This window comes from Bradyrhizobium sp. SZCCHNRI1029, assembly GCF_032487555.1.
In the GTDB taxonomy this organism is placed as follows: Bacteria; Pseudomonadota; Alphaproteobacteria; order Rhizobiales; family Xanthobacteraceae; genus Bradyrhizobium.
Genome location: NZ_JAUEUK010000007.1, coordinates 61,065 through 80,317, shown reverse-complemented (window position 1 = coordinate 80,317; position 19,253 = coordinate 61,065). Strand labels below are relative to the sequence as shown.

At 65.8% G+C, this 19,253-nt stretch carries 17 protein-coding genes and 1 pseudogene; 11 read left to right on the top strand and 7 right to left on the bottom strand.

The genetic code is table 11. From position 1 onward, the window contains the following. Window positions 1–85: 85 nt before the first annotated feature. Both QW861_RS20440 and QW861_RS20435 read right to left on the bottom strand, forming a co-directional pair. Entirely contained in the window at window positions 86–1,876 is a 1,791-nt protein-coding gene (locus tag QW861_RS20440) for a glucan ABC transporter ATP-binding protein/ permease (RefSeq protein WP_315751427.1), read from the bottom strand. 85 nt (window positions 1,877–1,961) lie between these two features. Next, window positions 1,962–3,017 (bottom strand): ABC transporter substrate-binding protein, encoded by a 1,056-nt coding sequence (locus tag QW861_RS20435; protein ID WP_315751428.1) that lies wholly within the window; start codon window positions 3,015–3,017, stop codon window positions 1,962–1,964. Window positions 3,018–3,293: 276 nt separating this feature from the next. Between QW861_RS20435 and QW861_RS20430 the strand changes: the two genes are divergently transcribed. The 5 genes from QW861_RS20430 to QW861_RS20410 all read left to right on the top strand — a co-directional run bounded on the left by QW861_RS20430 (window position 3,294) and on the right by QW861_RS20410 (window position 6,594). Further along, window positions 3,294–3,695, top strand: coding sequence for a hypothetical protein (locus QW861_RS20430; RefSeq protein WP_315716292.1), 402 nt, complete (start codon window positions 3,294–3,296; stop codon window positions 3,693–3,695). A gap of 105 nt (window positions 3,696–3,800) precedes the next feature. Beyond that, a complete protein-coding gene (gene hisE, locus QW861_RS20425) occupies window positions 3,801–4,202 on the top strand; it encodes a phosphoribosyl-ATP diphosphatase (protein WP_315716291.1) in 402 nt (133 codons plus the stop codon). A 69-nt stretch (window positions 4,203–4,271) separates the two neighbouring features. Then, window positions 4,272–4,853, top strand: coding sequence for a YqaA family protein (locus QW861_RS20420; protein ID WP_315716459.1), 582 nt, complete (start codon window positions 4,272–4,274; stop codon window positions 4,851–4,853). Beyond that, complete coding sequence (locus tag QW861_RS20415; RefSeq protein ID WP_315716290.1) at window positions 4,853–5,482, top strand: hypothetical protein; 630 nt, start codon at window positions 4,853–4,855, stop codon at window positions 5,480–5,482. The genes QW861_RS20420 and QW861_RS20415 overlap by 1 nt, the downstream gene beginning before the upstream one ends. Window positions 5,483–5,625: 143 nt before the next feature. Continuing rightward, complete coding sequence (locus QW861_RS20410; protein ID WP_315716289.1) at window positions 5,626–6,594, top strand: nitronate monooxygenase family protein; 969 nt, start codon at window positions 5,626–5,628, stop codon at window positions 6,592–6,594. An 81-nt stretch (window positions 6,595–6,675) separates the two neighbouring features. On the opposite strand, the gene QW861_RS20405 is transcribed toward QW861_RS20410, so the two are convergent. From QW861_RS20405 to QW861_RS20390, 4 genes are all read right to left on the bottom strand, one after another. Further along, window positions 6,676–8,247 carry an ABC transporter substrate-binding protein gene (locus QW861_RS20405; protein ID WP_315716288.1) on the bottom strand — a complete coding sequence of 524 codons (1,572 nt, stop codon included), beginning with the start codon at window positions 8,245–8,247 and terminating at the stop codon, window positions 6,676–6,678. Between the two features lie 212 nt (window positions 8,248–8,459). Continuing rightward, window positions 8,460–9,992 (bottom strand): ABC transporter substrate-binding protein, encoded by a 1,533-nt coding sequence (locus tag QW861_RS20400; protein ID WP_315751429.1) that lies wholly within the window; start codon window positions 9,990–9,992, stop codon window positions 8,460–8,462. Window positions 9,993–10,124: 132 nt separating this feature from the next. After that, the gene (locus tag QW861_RS20395; protein ID WP_315751431.1) at window positions 10,125–11,735 is read right to left on the bottom strand and encodes an ABC transporter substrate-binding protein; all 1,611 of its coding nucleotides are present in this window, start codon (window positions 11,733–11,735) and stop codon (window positions 10,125–10,127) included. Window positions 11,736–11,779: 44 nt separating this feature from the next. Further along, window positions 11,780–12,415 (bottom strand): hypothetical protein, encoded by a 636-nt coding sequence (locus QW861_RS20390; RefSeq protein WP_315751433.1) that lies wholly within the window; start codon window positions 12,413–12,415, stop codon window positions 11,780–11,782. Window positions 12,416–12,934: 519 nt separating this feature from the next. On the opposite strand from QW861_RS20390, the gene minC reads away from it, so the two are divergent. From minC to QW861_RS20370, 4 genes are read left to right on the top strand one after another with little or no spacing between them, the layout of a single operon-like run. After that, window positions 12,935–13,630: a septum site-determining protein MinC gene (gene minC / locus QW861_RS20385; RefSeq protein ID WP_315751435.1), complete on the top strand. Its 696-nt coding sequence runs from the start codon at window positions 12,935–12,937 to the stop codon at window positions 13,628–13,630. Window positions 13,631–13,650: 20 nt separating this feature from the next. After that, window positions 13,651–14,466, top strand: a complete 816-nt coding sequence (gene minD, locus QW861_RS20380; protein ID WP_315716283.1) for a septum site-determining protein MinD — start codon at window positions 13,651–13,653, stop codon at window positions 14,464–14,466. Beyond that, on the top strand, window positions 14,463–14,738 hold the full coding sequence (gene minE / locus QW861_RS20375; RefSeq protein WP_315716282.1) for a cell division topological specificity factor MinE: 276 nt from the start codon (window positions 14,463–14,465) through the stop codon (window positions 14,736–14,738). Before minD ends, minE begins: the two co-directional genes overlap by 4 nt. A gap of 21 nt (window positions 14,739–14,759) precedes the next feature. Beyond that, window positions 14,760–15,533 (top strand): thioesterase family protein, encoded by a 774-nt coding sequence (locus QW861_RS20370; protein ID WP_316193441.1) that lies wholly within the window; start codon window positions 14,760–14,762, stop codon window positions 15,531–15,533. A gap of 334 nt (window positions 15,534–15,867) precedes the next feature. On the opposite strand, the pseudogene QW861_RS20365 reads toward QW861_RS20370, so the two are convergent. After that, window positions 15,868–16,041, bottom strand: a pseudogene (locus tag QW861_RS20365) (methyl-accepting chemotaxis protein); the annotation flags it as partial. Window positions 16,042–16,153: 112 nt separating this feature from the next. Here QW861_RS20365 and QW861_RS20360 point away from each other — a divergent pair. Together QW861_RS20360 and QW861_RS20355 are read left to right on the top strand one after the other, a co-directional pair. Next, a complete protein-coding gene (locus QW861_RS20360) occupies window positions 16,154–16,567 on the top strand; it encodes a DUF1801 domain-containing protein (protein WP_315751436.1) in 414 nt (137 codons plus the stop codon). Window positions 16,568–17,114: 547 nt separating this feature from the next. Continuing rightward, window positions 17,115–18,131 (top strand): hypothetical protein, encoded by a 1,017-nt coding sequence (locus QW861_RS20355; RefSeq protein WP_315751438.1) that lies wholly within the window; start codon window positions 17,115–17,117, stop codon window positions 18,129–18,131. Window positions 18,132–19,253: the final 1,122 nt, after the last annotated feature.

Below are 19,253 nucleotides of genomic sequence, written 5' to 3'. Positions count from 1 at the left end.
GTTGCGGCAGGCCGCGAACCTATACCGGCTCGACGCTGGCGAACAGAGGCCAGCCATTCAATTCCACGATGAAAGCGTCCCGCGATCAGGTCTTGACGATGGTGCCGTCGCTCTCGGGCGCTGCGAGAGTCGCGCGCGCGCTCTCCTGCACCATGAACTGGGCCTTCGCGAGTTCCGCGAAGTGGCCGCCCTTGGCGACGAGTTCATCGAACGTTCCGCTTTCGATCACGCGTCCGTTCTCGAACACCAGGATTCGCGTCGCGTTGCGGATGGTCGAGAGCCGGTGTGCGATCACGAAGGTCGTGCGTCCCCTCATCACCTCGTCGAGCGCCGCGTTGAGCTTGGCCTCGGTGACGGCATCGAGCGCGGAGGTCGCCTCGTCGAGAATCAGGATCGGTGGATCCTTCAAGAGGGCACGCGCGATCGAGAGCCGCTGGCGCTCGCCACCGGACAGCATGCGGCCGCGCTCGCCCGCGTTGGTATCGAAACCCTGGTCGGCACGATCGATGAAGTCGAGCGCCTGGGCGCGCGCGGCGGCGGTGCGCAGCTCCTCGTCGGTCGCGTCGGGCTTGCCGACCAAAAGGTTCTCGCGGATCGAGCGGTTGAACAGGAGCGCCTCTTGGAACACAACGCCGATGTTCCGGCGCAGCGCCGCGAGCTTCAATCCGCGCACATCCATGCCGTCGATCTTGATGAAGCCCGACTGCGGGTCGAAGGCGCGATGCAGGAGCGCGATCGCCGTCGACTTGCCGGCGCCGGTCGGGCCGACCAGCGCGATGGTTTGGCCGGGCAGCGCGGTGAAAGTGAGGTCCTCCACCGCTGGCCGCTTGCCGTCGTAGGAGAACGACACATCGTTGAATTCGACCAGGCCCGAGAGTCGGCCGACCTCGATCGCGTCGGGGCGGTCGCGCACGGCCGGCACGGCATCGAGCACGGTGAAGAACTCGGCCAGCCGGGGCGCCTCCATGAACACGTTGTTGATGAAGGACACGACCTGCTCCAGCTTCTGGATCAGCATGGTCGCGAACGACACGAACATCACGATCTCGCCCACCGACGTCAGCCCGGCCTGATGCAGGGCGATGCCGAGTGTGAAGATCGCGAGCACGGTGATGGTGGTCGAGGCACGCGTGATGACCGTCACCAGCGCCCACCAGCCGAGCACCGGCATCTGCACCGACAGCAATTGTCCGGCGACGGTGCGCAGGCCCTGCACCTCGGCATCGATGCGCACGAAGCTCTGCACCAGCGCGACGTTGCCGAGCGCGTCGGAGGCACGCGCCGACAGGTCGCTGTAATGCTCCTCGACCTCGCTCTGCATGCCGTAGGTCTTGCGCACGACCAGGGTCGTCAACACGGTGAACACGACGCACAGCACGAACAAGAGGATCGCGAGCCGCCAGTTCAGATAGAGCGACAGCGGCAGCAGCACCAGCACCGACATGATCGCGGCGAAGTGCTCGCGGAAGAACGACAGCCACAGCTTCCACAGCGCGTCGGTGCCGTTGATCATCACCTTCATCAGCCGGCCGGAATGGGTGCCGGAATGGAACGTCAGCGGCAGCTGCAAAATGTGCTCGAAATAGCTCGTCAGCACCGCATGGCGCTGCCGGTGCGCCAGCCGGTCGGCCTGCAGCGCGACCCAGGCGCTGGCCAGAATCGTGAACAGGCCGAATCCGGCCCAGGCCGCGAGCAGCGGCCAGGCGGTGCTGGCCGAGGCCTTGCCGGAGAGCGAGTCGACAATGCGTCCGAACAGCACCGGGTCGGCGAACTGCGCCACCGCCAGCGCCAGGTTGGCGATCGCGAGAAACCAGCCGAGCCGCGCCTCCTTTCCGAGCAGATGGAGCACGCGGGCATAGATGCGGAGCAGGGACATGGCGGGGCGCTTCGTGTCGGCAGTTGGAATCAGCGCTGGGCGCGCGGCACCATGTTAGCAAGGGAACGGCCGCCGCGGCGAGCGCTCAGTTGACGAGCCGGCTGTCGGCGGGCGGCAGGAAGCTGTCGTCGAAGATGTCGGCGGGTTGCGGACGCTTGTGGTGGAATTTGCCGTCCTCCGCGAGCTGGTCGAGGGCCCGCTCGAACCGGGCGGGCTCGATGCTGCCGATGCCATCGCGGCGGACGTCCGGCGTCAGCACGTTGTCGACGAGCACGCTCTGCAGTCGCTGCAGCTCGAGCTCGCGGGAGCCGTCATCCATCCGGCTCACCACGTCGGCGATCGCGCCGGCAGGGTCCTTGATGGCAAGCTGGAGCCCCGATGTCAGCGCGCGCAGGAAGCCCTTCACCGCCGCCGGCTGCTTGGCCGCAAAGCCGGGATTGACGATCACCGCATGGCCATAGGCCTCGCAGCCATAATCAGCGAAGCGCAGCACCGCGAGATCGGCGGCGGGCACGCCGCGGTCGCGCAGATTGATCGCCGAGAGATACGAGAAGCCGCTGACGGCATCGACCTGGCCGGCGGACAGGATCGGCTCGCGCACGGCCGCGCCAACGCGCGACAGCTTGATGGTCTCGGGCCTGAGATGGTTGTGCCTCACGACCGCCGGCCACAGCCGGATCGAGAGATCGCCCTCGGCGACGCCGAGCGTCTTGCCTTCGATGTCGCCGAGCCCGTTGATGCCGCGACTCCTGCGCGCGATGATCGCATAAGGCGCCCTGTTGAACAGCACGAACACGGCCTTGACCGGCTGGCTGTTCGACGCGTCGCGATAGCGGATCAGCTCGTTGATGTCGGCGAGCGCCATGTCGGTCTCGCCGGAGGCCACCCGCGCGATCGCATCGGGAGAGCCCTTGGCCGTGGTGATGGTGACGGTCACGCCCTCGGTGGCGAACAGCCCGCGGCTGGCGGCGAGGACCAGTGGCGCCATGCTGCCATCGAGCGGCCGATCCAGCGCGAACATGACGGCGACCGGACGTTTCGGCTCCTCCGCTGCGGCTTCCTCTCTCGACAGGCATGAGGGCACGACGAAGGCGGCGAGGAGCGCCAAGGCAAGCAGGGTGACGGGTCGTCGCATGCGCATCATGTCACGCCGGTATTCGCAGGCCGTACCGGTCTTGTCACGCCGGTATTCTAATCAGTTCGCCGGCCATCGCGGGATCGAGATGTCAATTTCGTGACAGCGTCGCGGTGTCGCTGCCGCTCGGGGCCGGCGGTGCCTGATCATGTCGGATCGAATGTGAACGGTCCATGAGCAAGGCCTGCGGCGATTTGCGGCTTCGACTCCGGGTTTCGCGAGGGGAACTGTGGGCGCAGTTCGCGAGTTGGTACCCGAGATTAGATCGTACGGAGGATCCACATGATCGCACAGCGCGGAAGTTTTTCACGCTTTGGCCGTGCTACCGTCCTGGCGACGGTGGCCGCGGTGACTTTGACGGCCGTGCAGCCGACACTCGCCTTTGCCGGCTCCGCGCCGGCCGAGAAGGGCGTCGTCGCCAAGACGGCCAATGATGGCGGCCTGACCGATGTCAGCGCGCGCCGGCGCCACTATCGCGGCAATGGTGGCGCGGCGGCTGCGGCGGCGTTCGCCGGGATCGTCGGCACCGGACTTGCCATCGCGGCGACGCAGAACCGCCGCTCCTACTACGAGGACAACTATTACTATGGCCGGCCGGCCTATTATGGCTACGGACCGCGCTATCAGTATTACGGCGGCGGCCCCTATTACGGTGGCGGCTATTACCATCACCCGCATTGGTGATGTGAGATCGGACGAAACGATCCGCCGGCCGCCGTGCCGGCGGATTTTTTCTTGCCTGCCGCGAACGTTAATATGCGGACCATCGAATTTAACTATTGTGGCCAGATGACTGATTCGATCGATCGGCTCTATCGCGCTGTCCTGGCTGCCAGGGATCTCGACCCCGCGCGATCGCGCACGGCCAAGCTGATGCAGCAGGGCACGGCCAAGATGGCCAAGAAGCTCGCCGAGGAGGCGATCGAGGTTGCGATCGATGCCGTCGGCGGCGACGCCCAGGCCGTGGTGCGCGAAAGCGCCGACCTGATCTACAATCTGGCCGTGCTGTGGGCCGAGCTCGATGTCCAGCCCGAGGACGTCTGGCGCGAGATGGAACGGCGCGAGCTGATGCTCGGCATCGCCGAGAAGCTGCCGAAATCGCCGGTGAAGGTCGCCAAGGCCGCGCCCGGACGGGTGGCGGGGCGACCGATCGTCGCGGCCGAAAGCCGGACCATCCGCAAGCGGCACTAGTGTGGCGGTCCGATTCGGGTCGACATATGGGCCATGGACAAATCCTGCCCGGTTTGCTTCATCGCCAGCATGCTCAGACGGATCTACGACTGGTGTATCGACGCCGCCCACAAGCCGCATGCCATGTGGATCATGGCCGCGGTTGCCTTCGCCGAAAGCTCGTTCTTTCCGGTGCCACCGGATGTGATGCTGATCCCGATGTCGCTGGCGAAGCCGCAGCGGGCGTGGCTGTTCGCCGGCGTCTGCACCGCGGCCTCGGTGGCGGGCGGCCTGGTCGGTTATGCCATCGGCGCGCTGCTCTACGACTCCCTCGGCCATTGGCTGATCCAGCTCTACGGCCTCGGCGACAAGGTCGAGGCGTTCCGTGCCTCCTACGCCGAGTGGGGCGCCGTCATCATCCTGGTGAAGGGATTGACGCCGATCCCCTACAAGCTGGTCACGATCACGTCGGGCTTCGCCGGCTACAATCTCTTTCTGTTCGTCGTCTGCTCGATCATCGCGCGCGGCGGCCGCTTTTTCATCGCCGCGATATTGCTCAACCGCTATGGCGAATGGATCAGGGTGCGCATCGAGAAGCATCTCGGCCTGTGGGTGGCGATCGGCGCGGCCGTGCTGGTGGCCGGATTCGTCATCGCCGTGAAGCTGATCTGATGCGGCCGCTGCGCCCGGGGCTGGGGGCAGGCGCGGCGCTGCTCGCCGTCGTCTCGGTTCTCTCCGCCGCCGCGGCATGGGCGCAAACGACGCCTTCCTTGGGGCTGCGAGAAGCGCCGCAACAGCCACCGCAGCAGGCGCCTGCCGTCCAGCCTGCGCCGCCTTCCAGTCCGGGTCTGGTGGAGGAGCTCGGCAAGCTGTTCGAGAAGATGTCGATCATTCCGCTGAAGCCTTCGGGCGATGCCCGCGCCGAGCCGCCGGCGGCCGGCAGCGATCCCACCGGCGCTGCCGCGGATCAGCCCGCTGCGACACCGGTGCAGCCCGGTGGCCCGGTCGCGCCGAAGGGCGGCGCCGACGTGCTGAAGGAGACCGGCGAGACCTTGTCGCGCCTCGCCCAGCCCTCGAGCATGATCTCCGGCCGCTCGGTCTGCCCGATCGCCGCCAACGGCACGCCGGATTGCAAGCTCGGCGCCGACCGGTTGTGCCAGGGCAAGGGTTACAAGGAAGGCAAGAGCCTCAACACCGATTCTGCGGAGACCTGCTCGGCGCGGGTGCTGATCCCCGGTCGCGAGCGCAAGCCGGGCGATTGCCGGACGGACACCTACGTGACCTCGGCGCTCTGCCAATGACGCCGGCACGCCAGCGTCTCAACGCAAGACCCTGGTCCGGCTTTTCCGGTCCCTCTGCGAGCGAATTGCCATCACGGCATGATGTCGGGCATGCTCGCGATCACGAGTGTTTCCGCATTTCAACGCAAGAGGAATTCCCATCCATGTCCATGCCCGCCTTGTTCAAGGGCCGCCTGACGATCCCGGTGATCGGCTCGCCGCTGTTCATCATCTCCGTGCCCGACCTGGTGATCGCGCAGTGCAAGGCCGGCGTGGTCGGTTCGTTTCCGGCGCTCAACGCGCGGCCGGCCGCGCTGCTCGACGAATGGCTGGCGCGCATCACGGAGGAGCTCGCCGCCTATGACCGGGCGCATCCGGAACGCCCGTCGGCGCCGTTCGCCGTCAACCAGATCGTGCACCGTTCCAACAACCGGCTCGAGCAGGATCTCGCGCTGTGCGAGAAGTACAAGGTGCCGATGATGATCACCTCGCTCGGCGCGCGCGAGGAGCTGAACCGGGCGGCGCATGGCTGGGGCGGCATCGTCTTCCACGACGTCATCAACCAGACCTTCGCGCACAAGGCGATCGAGAAGGGCGCCGACGGCTTGATCTTGGTCGCGGCGGGCGCCGGTGGACATGCCGGCACGATCTCGCCGTTTGCCTTCGTGGCGGAGACGCGGAGCTGGTTCGATGGCCCGATCGCGCTGTCGGGCGCGATCGGGAACGGCCGCGCCATCCGTGCCGCGCGCGTGCTCGGCGCCGACTTCGCCTATATCGGCTCGGCCTTCATCGCCACCAAGGAGGCGAATGCGGTCGAAGGCTACAAGCAGATGATCACCAGCTCGGGCGCCGACGACATCGTCTATTCGAACCTGTTCACCGGCGTGCACGGCAACTATTTGAAGCCGTCGATCGTCGCAGCCGGCCTCGATCCGGACAATCTCCCGACCTCCGATCCGTCGAAGATGAGCTTCGGCACCGACGCCTCGGGCGAGCGCGCCAAGCCGAAGGCATGGAAGGAGATCTGGGGCTCGGGGCAGGGCATCGGCGCCATCAAGGACGTGCTGCCCGCCGCCGAGCTGATCGCGCGCTTCAAGAAGGAATATGACGAAGCAATCGATCCGCCGCTCTAAGCGGCTCCGCGACGGACAAAAGAAAAGCGCGGCAGCCAGGGCTGTCGCGCTTTTTTGTTGAGGTCGCAACAAGCGGGCGGGCTATTCCAGCTCGATCGCCTGGAACTTGCCGCGCTCGTCGAGCGCCGTGCCCCAGATCTTATGCGAGGCCTGGTGTTCGGCGCGGCCGAAGCCGAGCTTGGCACCGAGACCGAGATCGATGTCACGCATGTTCTCCAGCGTGTCGATCAGCGCCTCGGTGTCGAGCTGCGGGCCGACCCGGCGCAGCGCCTGGACCAGCACGTTGGCCGAGACGTAGCCTTCGAACGACACGTAGGACGGTGCCTCGCCCGGGAAGTACTTCTCGAGCGCGCTCTTGTATTCGAGCACGGCGCTCGAATAGCCGCCGACGGCCGGCACCACCTGGGTGACGATGACGCCGCTGGCATAGCGCGGGCCGAGCAGCATCAGCTCGTCCGAGAGCTCGGTCGAGCCCACGAAGGAGACGTTGGTGTAGATCATGTGCGGGAACAGATCGCGCGTCTTCTCGATGAACTTCGCGGCGGCGCGATAGGTTGCGACCATGACGATCGCCTTGGGCGGGTTCTTCAACGCCCGCAGCTGGTTGACCGCGTCGTCCACGTCGACCGTGTTGCGCTTGTAGTTGAGGCGCAAGATGGACGTGTCGGCAAGGCCGAGCGAGCGGAAGGCCTTGGCCACACCGGAGAAGCCGGCATCACCATAGGCGTCCTGCTGCGCGAACACGGCGATGTCCTTGGCCGGCAGGCGGCGCAGCTTGACCAGATAGCGAACGACGGTGTCGGTCTCTTCGGCGTAGCTGGCGCGATAGTTGAACACGTAGCGATCCGGCGGATCGTTGCGCAGGAGGTTGGCGCCGGTGAACGCGCCGTAGAACAGCACGCGGCGCTGCAGGGCGTAGGGCATCGCCACGGCAGACGTCGGGGTACCGACATTGCCGACGAAGCCGAACACCTTGTCCTTCTCGTAGAGCTGCTTCATCGCGTCCAGCGTCCGCGACGGCTCGTAGCCGTCGTCGGCCGAATAGAGCCGCAGCGAGCGCCCGGCGATGCCGCCGGCGTCGTTGGCGCGGTTGAAGGCGGCCTCGATGCCCATCTTCATCTGCCGGCCGAGCTCCTTGGCAGCGCCCGAGAACGGAGCGGCGATGCCGAAGCGGATCTCGTTGGCGGTGACGCCCTGGACGTTGGAGGTGGACGCCGGCGGCAGCGTCGCGGTTGGTGCCGTCGCAGCCACGGCCGCGGACGGGGCGATCACCCCGGCGAGGCTGGTGGCGGTCTGGCTCGGCGCGCTTTGCCCGAGCGAGCGCTCGAGCTCGGCGAGCTGGCGGCCCGCGGAGTTGCAGTCGGTCTGAGCCGCCCCGACACGGTTGCGTCCATCGGCGACGTAGCCGTTGAAGACGCGGGTGAGCTCGTCACGATCCGAGCCGCCGGTGGAGGCCTCCCGGATCACCTCGCGAAACTTGTCGACAATGGCCTGAACGCGGCCCTGGTCGATCGCCTGACAGGCGGATGCTGCTCCCACGATCGGCCCGACCCGGCTCGCAAGATTACGCACCACATCCGCATTGGTGCCCGCCGCGCTGGCGGGCGTTGCGAGCAATGCCGCAACCAAGAACACGCTACAACGAAAGTTCATTGCCACTATCCCACTTTGGACCCCATCCAGGTCTTCCGCCTGGTGAATTGACGCCGTGTCTGCGACGGAGAAGACATAAGACCGTCACCATGCACAGACCAGCCTTTCCTAAGAGCATGACCATTTCGGTAACCCGACACGCCTTTTTCCGATCATACTTTAGGACCTGCTAACGAAACGTCTTCACCAGTTCTTCCCCTTAGAAGCTAATTCTACTCAAGTTCGATTGCCTGATACGTGCCGGTTTCGTCGAGTGCGGTGCCCCAGATCTTGTGTGAGGCCTGGTGCTCCGCGCGTCCAAATGCGAGCGTCGTGCCGAGGCCGAGATCGAGGCTGCGCATCGATTCGAGCGTGTCGACCAGCCGCTCGGTGTCGAGCGGATTGGTCTGCTTCAGCGCCTGGATCAAAATCGTCGCCGCGATATAGCCTTCGAGAGACGTATAGTCCGGCGCCTCGCCGGGCGCGTATTTGGCCAGGGCGTTCTTGTAGTCGAGCACGAGGCTCGAATAGCCCGAAACCGCCGGCACGCCCTGCGTCACGATGACGCCGTTGGTGAAGCGCGGGCCGAGCAGCTTGAGCTCGGTCGCGAGCGAGGTCGAGCCGACGGCGGACACGTTGGCGTAGATCAGGCCCGGTACCGCGTCGCGCGTCTTCTCGATGAACTTCGCGGCGGCGCGATCGGTCGCTACCATGATGACCGCCTTGAGTCCCGGCTTGTGCGCCTTGACCTGATTGACCGCCTCTTCCACGTCCATCGTCGCGCGCGGATAGTTGATGCGCGTTACGGCATCGCCGATTTTCAACTGCCGGTAGGCCTTCGCGACACCGGCGAAACCGTCGTCGCCGAATGGGTCCTGCTGGGTGAACACGGCGATCTGCCTGGGCGAGACGCGCTTCATGTTGATCAGGTAGCGCACCAGCGCGGCCGTCTCCTCGGCGTAACTCGCCCGGTAGTTGAAGACGTAGCGATCCGGCGGATCGCGTCGCACCACTGCTGCGCCGGTGTTCGGTGCAAAGAACAGCGTGCGCCGCTCCAGCGCATAGGGGATCGCCACCTGCGAGTTGGCGGTGCCGACGTTGCCGATGAAGCCGAACACCTGCTCCTTGTCGTAGAGCTGCGTCATCGCCGCCAGCGTGCGGCCCGGGTCGTAGCCGTCGTCCGCCGCCACGAGACGGAGCATGCGCCCGTTGACGCCGCCGGCGTCGTTGGTGCGTGCGAACGCGGCCTCGATGCCCTGGCGCATCTGACGCCCGGTCTCCTTGCGGATGCCGGAGAACGGCAGGACCATGCCGAAGCGGATCTCGCGGTCGGTGATGCCGCGCACGGGGCTCGCGGTGACGGCGCCAGTCGTCGTTTCGGCCTTGACCGGTGTGATCGGGGCCGTCGCCGCAGCCGGCTGGTCGAGCGAGCGTTCGAGCTCCGTCAGTTGCCGCTCCGCGGCGGCGCAGGTCGCCTGCGAGGCGCCCGTACGACTACGGCCCTCGGCGATGTAGCCATTGAAGCTGCGGGTCAGCTGATCGCGCTCGCCGTCATTCCTCGTCGCCTGGCGGATGGCTTCGCGGAATTTGTCGACCATGCTCTGGACGCGGCCCTGCGCGATGTCGGGGCACGCGGAGGCCTGTCCCACGATCGGTCCAACCCGGCCGCCAAGCTCCCTGACGACGTCGGGAGCCGCCGCCAAAGCGGGGCTGAAGGGAGCTACGAAAACACTCCCGATGATCAACGCGGACCAACGCACGGCCATCGAACCTTCCACCTGCTCAGCTTGTTTCAAACCCTCTTCGTTCTACTATTCGTGGCATTTCGAATTAATGTCGGGTTTCTCTGTCGCTCTTTATGTCCTGGTAGTTGAGGCCGTCGCGCCTCTAGCGGTATCCTATTCAAGTTCGACGGGTTGGTAGGTGCCGCTGTCGTCCAGTGCCGTGCCCCAGATCTTGTGCGAAGCCTGGTGTTCGGCGCGGCCGAAGCCGAGCTGCGTGCCGAGGCCGAGATCGATGTTGCGCATGTTCTCGAGCGTTTCGACCAGTTGCTCGGTATCGAAGTTCGGACCGGCGCGCTTCAGTCCCTCGATCAGGATGCTCGCGGCGATGTAGCCCTCGAGCGAGGTGTAGTCGGCCGGCTCGCCCGGGGCATATTTCGCAAGTGCGGTCTTGTATTCGAGCACCAGGCTCGAATAGCCGGAGACGCCGGGCACGGTCTGGCTGACGATCACGCCCTCGGCGTAGCGCGGTCCGAGCAGCATCAGCTCGCTGGCGAGCGCCGAGCCAGCAACCGCGGAGATGTTGGCGAAGATGACGCCCGGAAATACGCCCTGGGCCTTCTCGATGAACTTGGCTGCGGCGCGCGTCGTCGCCAGCATCACCACCGCCTTGACCGGTGTCTTCAGCAGCTTCAGCTGATTGATGGCGTCGTCGACCTCGACCGTGTTGCGCGGATAGTTGACCCGCACGATCGAATTGTCGCTGACGCCGAGCGTGCGGAACGCCCTGGCCACCCCGGCGAAGCCGGCGTCGCCGAAGGCATCGTTCTGCGCGAACACGACGATCTGGCGCGGATGCAGCCTTCGCATCTTCACGAGATAATGGACCAGCGCGTCGGTCTCCTCGGCATAGCTCGGCCGGTAGTTGAAGACGTAGCGGTCGGGCGGATCGTGGCGCACGACGTTGGCGCCGGTATAGGGCGCGAAGAACAGCGTGCGGCGCTCGAGCGCGTAGGGGATGGCGACCGCGGCGGTGGCCGAGCCGAAATTGCTGATATAGCCGAACACCTGCTCCTTCTCGTAGAGCAGCTTCATCGCATCCAGCGTGCGCGCGGGATCGTAGCCGTCATCGGCGGTGACGAGCTTCAGCATGCGGCCGTTGACGCCGCCGGCCTCGTTGGCGCGATTGAACGCCGTCTCGACGCCGATCTTGAGCAGTCGCCCGCTCTCCTTCACCGGTCCGCTGTAGGGAATGACCATGCCGAGCTTGATCTCGCTCTGCGTCACCCCGCGCACGTTGCCGGCCGGCGGCAGCAGTTGCGCCGGTACAGTCGCGGCCTGCGCCGTCGCAGGTCCGATGCTCACGGCAGACAGGTTCGCGCGCGCCGGAGGCGGCGCTGCGATGGATTGTTCGAGATCGGCAAGCTGCCGATTGGCGCCGCCGCAATCCAGCCGGCCCGACGTGACGAGGCTGCGACCTTCGGCGACATAGCGGTCCAGCAGGCGCGTCAGCTCGTCACGGTCGGCCTCGCTGGCGGCGGCCTCGCGGATGACGAGCTGGAATTTCTCGATGATGGCCTGGATGCGCGGCCGGGCGATGTCGCGGCACGCGAGCGCGGCGCCAATGATCGGGCCGACGCGGCTGCCGAGCTGGCGCGCCACGCTCACACTCTCGCCGGGCGCAGCAGCGGCCTCGCCGGCCACGAGGGACGCGAGCAGGATGGCTGCCATACGGGCGTGAGCCAGCGGACGGCGTGCTGCCGCTTTCTGCGGTAGGACGTCGATCATCGTCGCCTGTGATGTGTTGGAAGTCGGATCAGTCGTGCAGAGGGTTAGCGAACCCGCTCCATCTGACCCGTCTTCTGGTTCCACTGCATGAACTGCTGCAGCATGGGCTTTTCTGGAGTGTCGGTCTCTGCCGTCGGCGCCGGAGCGTCCGCGAGCAGCGATTTGAACTGCGACAGCGCCGGAGCCTGCGGCTCGACCCGCTCGGGCAGCGCGCTGGTCTGGTCCGCCTTGGCGTCCTGGACGTCGGCGGCGACCGGCGGCAGCGTCTTCATCGACTGCACGGCGGCGACGAAGGACGAGCTGGCGTCGGGCTGGCGCCACACCGGCACGATGTTGACGAAGAACAGCGCGACGACGGCGGCGACGCCGGTTGCGGCGGCGAAGCGGCCGGCCACCTTGAACACGACCGACCGGCGGTCGCGCTCGCGCTCCAGATCCGGCGGCTCGCGCATGACTTGCGGATTCAGCGACTGGCGAAGGGATTCGAACACGGCGGTCTCCAGGCGAGCATCGAGCTGTCCTTGCTGTCCCGAAGCGGGACGCTCGGCCGCCTCCGCTGCCTTGGCATTGTCACCGACGAGAGATAGACGCGCGGCTTCCGGACGTTCGCGCAGCCACCGCGGCGCATAGTGCAGCGGGTCCTGCGGGTTCATCGGATTCTGTTCACTCAACGAACTCATACGCTACTCCTCTGACGCTCGATTCCGGTAAACTGATACGCTTCTGCCACGGTCGTATGAGAGCTAGTTTCAAACGAAGAGCGGGAGCTGGTCTGCCACTTCAGAGTATACGGAATCACTTGCAGAATCAGACGTTTCGCGTCGATCAGCGATCGCACGCCAGCGGTCCCTTCCTGCAAGGCGCCGTGGCACGTTTGCCGTGCCTTGGGCGCCTCTATCGATCCCATGCCCCGCCCCCTGACGAGTGTCAATCGATCGGAACCTCTTAAAGTCGTCGGTTCCGAATTATATGTACGTTAAAGTTATCATCATGATGTGATTAAAATGAGGCGTGACGGGTCTTGACGCAGATGCTCATGAATTGCGTCTCATTGATGCCAAGATTGCGCCTTGATTCGATCATCATCGAACTATGTCGGGCGGGCCGCTGTCGATTTTTGAGCGGCTTAGCGTCGATTTAACTATCCGTTAACCATCTGGCGCCGACAGTTAACCAATCACTAAGAAGGGTTGGGTCGGATGGTCATGAGTGCCAGCGCTGAAACGGTGCGTCCTGTTATTCGTCTGCGCGGGCGCTCCTACGTCGCCTTCGTGTTTTCGCCGGTTGTGCCGATTGCCGATTGGCTGGCTGAGCTCGATGCAACGCTCGCGGGCTCGCCCGGCTTCTTCGTCGGCAAGCCGATCGTGCTCGATCTCTCAGCGCTGGATCTGAGCCCGCTCGCCATCACCCATCTCATCAAGAGCATCGAGTCGCGCAACATCCGCGTGCTCGGTCTCGAAGGCGTCGAGCAGGGGCGGCTGTCGCTCGGCATGCCTCCCTTGTTGTCGGGCGGCCGTCACTGCGCCGTGCAGGAGATCGAGCCGGAGAAGCCGTCGCTGCAGCAGCCGACCTCGCTGCTGCTCGACCAGCCCGTACGCTCGGGCCAGTCGGTCGTGTTTCCCGATGGCGACGTCACCGTGCTCGGCGCGGTGTCGTCGGGCGCCGAGATCGTCGCCGGCGGCTCGATCCACGTCTACGGCACGCTGCGCGGCCGCGCGATGGCCGGCATCAACGGCAACGCGGCGGCGCGCATCTATTGCCAGAAGATCGAGGCCGAGCTGGTCGCGATCGACGGCTACTACCAGACCGCCGAGCAGATCGACGCCGCGTTGCGCGGCCGGGCCGTGCAGGCGCGGCTCGAAGGTCATTCCATGAAGATCGTTGCATTGAACTGAGTAGCAGGAGGATCCGTGACATGTCGAAAGTACTCGTAGTGACGTCGGGCAAGGGTGGCGTCGGCAAGACCACCACGACGGCGGCGATGGGCGCGGCGCTGGCGCAGGCCGGCGAGAAGGTCGTCGTCGTCGATTTCGACGTCGGCCTGCGCAACCTCGATCTGGTGATGGGCGCGGAACGCCGCGTGGTGTTCGATCTCATCAACGTGGTCCATGGCGTCGCCAAGCTGCCGCAGGCTCTGATCCGCGACAAGCGGCTGGAGAATCTCTGGCTGCTGCCGGCGTCGCAGACCAAGGACAAGGACGCGCTGACCGAGGACGGCGTCGGCCGCGTCATCGCTGAGCTGCGCAAGACCTTCGACTGGGTGATCTGCGACAGCCCGGCCGGCATCGAGCGCGGCGCCATGCTGGCGATGCGCTATGCCGACGAGGCTCTCATCGTCACCAATCCGGAAGTGTCGTCGGTGCGCGATTCCGACCGCATCATCGGCATGCTCGACTCCAAGACCGTGCGCGCCGAAAACGGCGAGCGCGTCGAGAAGCACATTCTCATCACCCGGTACGATGCCGGCCGCGCCGCGCGCGGCGAGATGCTGTCGATCGATGACGTGCTGGAAATCCTGGCGACGCCGTTGCTCGGCATCGTGCCGGAGAGCCAGGACGTGTTGCGCGCCTCCAATGTCGGCTGCCCGGTGACGCTCAACAGCCCGGCGAGCGCCCCCGCACGCGCCTATCACGATGCGATGCGCCGGCTGCTCGGCGAGGAGGTCGAGATGCAGATCCCGACCGAGCGCAAGGGCCTGATGAACCTGCTCTTGGGACGGAGGGCTGCATGAGTGTGCTGCGGCTCTTTACGGGGCGTGCAGCCTCCGCGCCCGTCGCGCGGGAACGGCTGCAGATCCTGCTCGCGCACGAGCGCAGTCTGCGTGGACAGCCCGATCTCCTGATGCAGCTGCGCGAGGAAATCCTCGCCGTGGTTTCGCGCCATGTGGTACTTGATCCGGACAAGGTCATCGTTCGCATGGACCGGGGAAAGCATGTCTCGACGCTCGAGGTCGACATCGAACTGCCCAATGGCGCCGACCGCGCCTTTGCCAGCGCCGGCTGAGACGTGGCGAGGCGCGCGCTGATGCGGCCGATCTTCCGCATCGCGGACAATCGGGTCGCCGTCGGCTCCGATGCTGCGGGACCCTGGGATCCGACCATGCAACATGGGTCTGCGCCATCGGCGCTGGCCGTGTGGGCGGCCGAGCGCATTCCGACGAAGTCGCCGATGCGCATCGCCCGCGTCACCATCGACCTGATGCGCCCGGTGCCGCTCGCAGAGCGCCTCATCGAGACCGAGGTGCTGCGCGAGGGGCGCAAGATCCAGCTCTGCGCCGTGCGCTTGCGCGCCGGCGACACGGTGGTCGTCACGGCGACGGTGCTCAAGATCAGGCAGGACGCGGTGCCGCTGCCGGACGATGTCCGCGAGCTGCCGGTCGATCTGGTCGGCCCTGACGAGGCCCTGCCGGAGCCTGCGGATTTCTCGACCAGCCCCTTCGTGCGTGGCATGACGCTGCGCGCTGCGCGCGGCCGGTTCGGCGTCAAGGGTCCCGGCGCGATCTGGTATCGCGTCGACTGGCCGCTGGTCGAAGGCCACGCCGTGTCGCAGGCGATGCGCGCCGTGGTCGCGAGCGACTTCTGCAACGGCACCTCCGCCGCGCTCGACTTCCACAGCTATACGTTCCTCAATGCCGACCTCACCGTGAACATGGCCCGCGAGCCGGTCGGCGACTGGATCCTGCTCGACGCCGAAAGCTGGATCGGCCCGGACGGCGCGGGTCTGGCGATGGCGCGGCTGGGCGATGTCAGGGGCTATTTCGGCCGGGTGGTGCAGAGCCTGGTGATCGAAAAGCGGTGAGGGGGCGGTCAGCCGTCCGGATTGCGTTCACGGCGAGTTGGCGAACTGATCACCGCACCGGCGCTGCCTCGTTTCCAACGGCGTGCTGCGGCGAGGTGTTATTAAGTTGGGCCGGTGATCGGCAGTTGCCTGCTTCGTTTCCGGTGAACCGATCAACCCCGCGCCAAGCTCCGCTGTGCCCTCTCCCCCGCTTGCGGGGGAGAGTTGGAGAGGGGGCGCCACGCACACCGCCGCTGGAGCGGCCCCCTCCCTAGCCCTCCCCCGCAAGCGGGAGAGGGAACAAACTGCCGTTGTCGCGAGTGAACGAGTTCAACGACGAACGATTTCGCTCTTGCGCCGCCCGCACCGTGTTCAAGAATCGTCCCACCTCCAGCTTCAGCCGGTTGCTGTCCTGTGACAGCGACTGCGCCGCCGACAGCACCTGGGACGAGGCCGAGCCGGTTTCGCTGGCGTCGTGCTGCACCTCGGTGATGTTGGACGACACCTCGTTGGTGCACTGTGCCGCTTGGCCGTGGAGTTATCAATATTGCTATAAACTTGAGCAGGCCAAGATGGTCGTATAACTACGACGCGGACTACACGCAGGTGAAACGACAAGCAGGTGGATGGGAATAAGCGTCATGGCGAAACCAACGAAGGCTACGAGCGTCGGCGAGGGGAACCAGTCTCCGTCGGAGCTGATCGACGCCCGGATCAAGGAGCTCGGGGATTGGCGCGGCGTCACGCTCAGCTACGTCCGCGATCTCATCAAACGGGCCGATCCCGATATCGTCGAAGAGTGGAAGTGGCGTGGCGTTCCCGTATGGTCGCATGCCGGCATCGTCTGCACCGGCGAGACCTACAAGGCCGCGGTGAAGCTGACCTTCGCCAAGGGTGCATCGCTGCCGGACCCTTCCGGCCTGTTCAACGCCAGCCTCGACGGCAATACCCGCCGGGCGATCGACCTCCATGAGGGCGACGAGATCGATGAGACTGCGTTCATGGCGCTGATCCGCGCCGCGGTGGCGCTGAACATGACGAAGGGGAAGCGGTAGGGCTGGTGCATCGCTCCGCGCAGTCAGTATCAACGATCCAGGTCGCTGCTCACTCACCACGTCGTCGCGAGCGCAGCGAAGCAATCCAGGGCCAAGTCGAATCATCTGTCTGGAAGGCCTGGATCGCCTCGTCGTTTCGGGGGCTCGCGCCGGCGGTGTGCCGGTCGCCGACAACCTTTCGCAAGGATGACCCGTGTGCATCGAGGTGGGAGGAGGCGGCGGCCATGGTTGCGCTCTGCCGAGAAACACGCTAGTTCGGCGCATCCCAACTTCAACGCAGGAGGCGACGATGTTCAGACTCACGCGCTTCCCGGGCTCGCTGCGCGATCATTGACGCGGCCGACCGGGATGATTGTCCCGGCCATGATTTGACCCTTTCGCATCTCATCGAAAAGCCCGCGGCCCTCGTGGCCTGCGCTTGAACCGTCGTGTCATGACATCAAATCTCTTGCTGACTCCCAGCCGGGAGCCGGAGCGTTCCGACCTGCGCGAACGCCGGCTGCGGCGCTATTCGTCTCGTCTGCAATCCCGCGTGCGCGCATGCGCGATGCGACATCCTCATCTCGCCGACCTCGCGTTGAGCTTTCCGGCGCTGCTGTTCGCGCTGGCAGTGCCGCGCCCGGATGTCGATCCGGAGCGGGCGATCGCGTGCGTGATCGCGGGGCGTCCGCTGGCCGAGGCGGCGGCCGCGGCCGGTCTGCCGCTCTGGCTGCGCAAGCTGCCACCGGAGGCGTTCGTCCGTCCGATCCCACCATTGCCAGACGGCGAGCTGTTCCGGCGGCAGATCGGCAACCATTTGCCGCGCTCGCCGAAGCTGATGCCGACCTGGCTGCAGCTCGTGGCGGAGATGGCGGCGCTGGCGCATGAGCCGGCCGCGGTGTGGATCGCCCGTGAGTATCTGCGGGCGCCGCTGGTGCTGAAGCGCGACCGCATGCATCTGCTCGGTCTGTGGATCTGGTTCTCGGGGCAGCCCGCCGGCTTCGGCCGCGAGCTCGTCGAAAGGCCGTGGACGCCAGCCATGAAGCTCGATGCCGCAATGACGGCTGCCCTCGCTTGGCGAGGGAAAGTCTCGCTGCATCTCAATCTCGGTCAACGGCCAATCCGCGACATGTGGCTCCATCCCGGTCGCGTCGGGGACTATGAGTTTCGGCCGCTGGATGACATCCCGGATCTGGTCGACGAAGCGATGACTATGCGCAATTGTGTCCGCACCTATGGCTCCGACATCGCCCACAATCGCTCTCGGCTGTGGAGCGTCCGGCACCTGGGCGAACGCGTCGCGACGCTGGAGGTCGCCGTCCGTTTTCCTGATCCGTTGTTGGGCATCGTCCAGCTCAAGGGACGGGGGAATGCTGACGTCGCCCGCGAGCTCTGGTGGATCGCGCGGCGCTGGCTGCACCTGCACGATCTGTCGCAGATCGAGACCGGTCGAATGAAATGGCGCCAGGCCCCTGTGGATCTCACCACATGGCGAATGCTGTGGCGGCCGTATTGGCTCGCCAAGCGCCGCATCCCGGACTGGTTGCCGCTCGCACCGTCGCGCGCTGCGTTCGCGGCGTTGTGAGATGGTTGTCGTGTCTGGACGCTCGTCCGACAAAATCAATGTCGTCCCGGCGAACGCCGGGACCCATAACCCAGGGCCATATTCGAGGCACGCGCATTGATGCATCCGGGCTCGCCACGTCCTGGGGTCTCGGTCCTGGGTCGCGCGAACGCGACGATGCCTGCACATCGTCCGGCTTCGCTTGTTCGGCACGACAGCGGGTCGGAGTGCAGACCGGCTTTTCGTTGGGCCCTCTGTCGCGCGTCGCCTGGGATTCGTTGTGCCGCAGCGAGGTTGATTTGGCCGACGAGCAGGCTTGCTTCCCCATCGATACTTTCCGGCGCAGGTCGGGCGTCCGCAGCGGCGCGCGCAAAGACGAAATTCGCTCGCGCGATCAAGCTGATTTGGGCTGTCCAGATGCGGAGCGAAAAATATTCGACTTTGCATTTTCAGAAATCCATGGTCTCTTCTCCGCATCCCGCTTCACTGACGAGGGGCGCTTCGCGAACGTCACGATGCGTTGGGGTGGGATGCGGTGGCCGCGATGGGGCGCAGCATGCTTTGGGCATGCCGACGTACGCCACGTCGCGGACGGTGAAGTCGCAGGGTCCTGGCCTCCCGACGCTGAGGTCCGCGCAACGCGTGAAACGCGTTGTCGCCACGGTGGCAAACAAGCCGGTCACCGAGGAGACTGCGTATAAATCGTAAAGCCATCGCGCAGGGAAGGCCGGGTCTATCCGGCCGAACCTGTGGTTCTGCCGCGTGCTTTTTTGCTGCACGCGGACCGCAGGCCTCGGTCGAGGCCTGGCCTTCCCTGCACCCTCCGTGAGTTGGAGGGGAACGACACCAGCAAGACTCGGACGCAGATGCGCCGCGAGGCAGCAATGTCATGTCTGCAATGGGGGCAGCGCATTCAGTGTTGTTTGGATACAGCGGATCGCGTGGCGAGTATCGCGCCACACAAAGGCTGTCGTCCCGGCGAACGCCGGGACCCATGATCATAAGACGATGGTCGAGGCACGCGGGTCGCTACGTCAGCGCTTACGACGCTGCCCTGTGGTTATGGATCCCGGGTCGCGCTTCGCTTGCCCGGGACGACAGCGGAGCGCGGCGGCTACGGGCGAGAGCTTCCATCGGCATTGC

Coding starts and splice junctions, on each gene's coding strand:
- QW861_RS20440 (WP_315751427.1), bottom strand. CDS start 1,876: ATGTCCCTGCTCCGCATCTATGCCCGCGTGCTCCATCTGCTCGGAAAG.
- QW861_RS20435 (WP_315751428.1), bottom strand. CDS start 3,017: ATGCGCATGCGACGACCCGTCACCCTGCTTGCCTTGGCGCTCCTCGCC.
- QW861_RS20430 (WP_315716292.1), top strand. CDS start 3,294: ATGATCGCACAGCGCGGAAGTTTTTCACGCTTTGGCCGTGCTACCGTC.
- hisE (WP_315716291.1), top strand. CDS start 3,801: ATGACTGATTCGATCGATCGGCTCTATCGCGCTGTCCTGGCTGCCAGG.
- QW861_RS20420 (WP_315716459.1), top strand. CDS start 4,272: ATGCTCAGACGGATCTACGACTGGTGTATCGACGCCGCCCACAAGCCG.
- QW861_RS20415 (WP_315716290.1), top strand. CDS start 4,853: ATGCGGCCGCTGCGCCCGGGGCTGGGGGCAGGCGCGGCGCTGCTCGCC.
- QW861_RS20410 (WP_315716289.1), top strand. CDS start 5,626: ATGTCCATGCCCGCCTTGTTCAAGGGCCGCCTGACGATCCCGGTGATC.
- QW861_RS20405 (WP_315716288.1), bottom strand. CDS start 8,247: ATGAACTTTCGTTGTAGCGTGTTCTTGGTTGCGGCATTGCTCGCAACG.
- QW861_RS20400 (WP_315751429.1), bottom strand. CDS start 9,992: ATGGCCGTGCGTTGGTCCGCGTTGATCATCGGGAGTGTTTTCGTAGCT.
- QW861_RS20395 (WP_315751431.1), bottom strand. CDS start 11,735: ATGATCGACGTCCTACCGCAGAAAGCGGCAGCACGCCGTCCGCTGGCT.
- QW861_RS20390 (WP_315751433.1), bottom strand. CDS start 12,415: ATGAGTTCGTTGAGTGAACAGAATCCGATGAACCCGCAGGACCCGCTG.
- minC (WP_315751435.1), top strand. CDS start 12,935: ATGGTCATGAGTGCCAGCGCTGAAACGGTGCGTCCTGTTATTCGTCTG.
- minD (WP_315716283.1), top strand. CDS start 13,651: ATGTCGAAAGTACTCGTAGTGACGTCGGGCAAGGGTGGCGTCGGCAAG.
- minE (WP_315716282.1), top strand. CDS start 14,463: ATGAGTGTGCTGCGGCTCTTTACGGGGCGTGCAGCCTCCGCGCCCGTC.
- QW861_RS20370 (WP_316193441.1), top strand. CDS start 14,760: ATGCGGCCGATCTTCCGCATCGCGGACAATCGGGTCGCCGTCGGCTCC.
- QW861_RS20360 (WP_315751436.1), top strand. CDS start 16,154: ATGGCGAAACCAACGAAGGCTACGAGCGTCGGCGAGGGGAACCAGTCT.
- QW861_RS20355 (WP_315751438.1), top strand. CDS start 17,115: ATGCGACATCCTCATCTCGCCGACCTCGCGTTGAGCTTTCCGGCGCTG.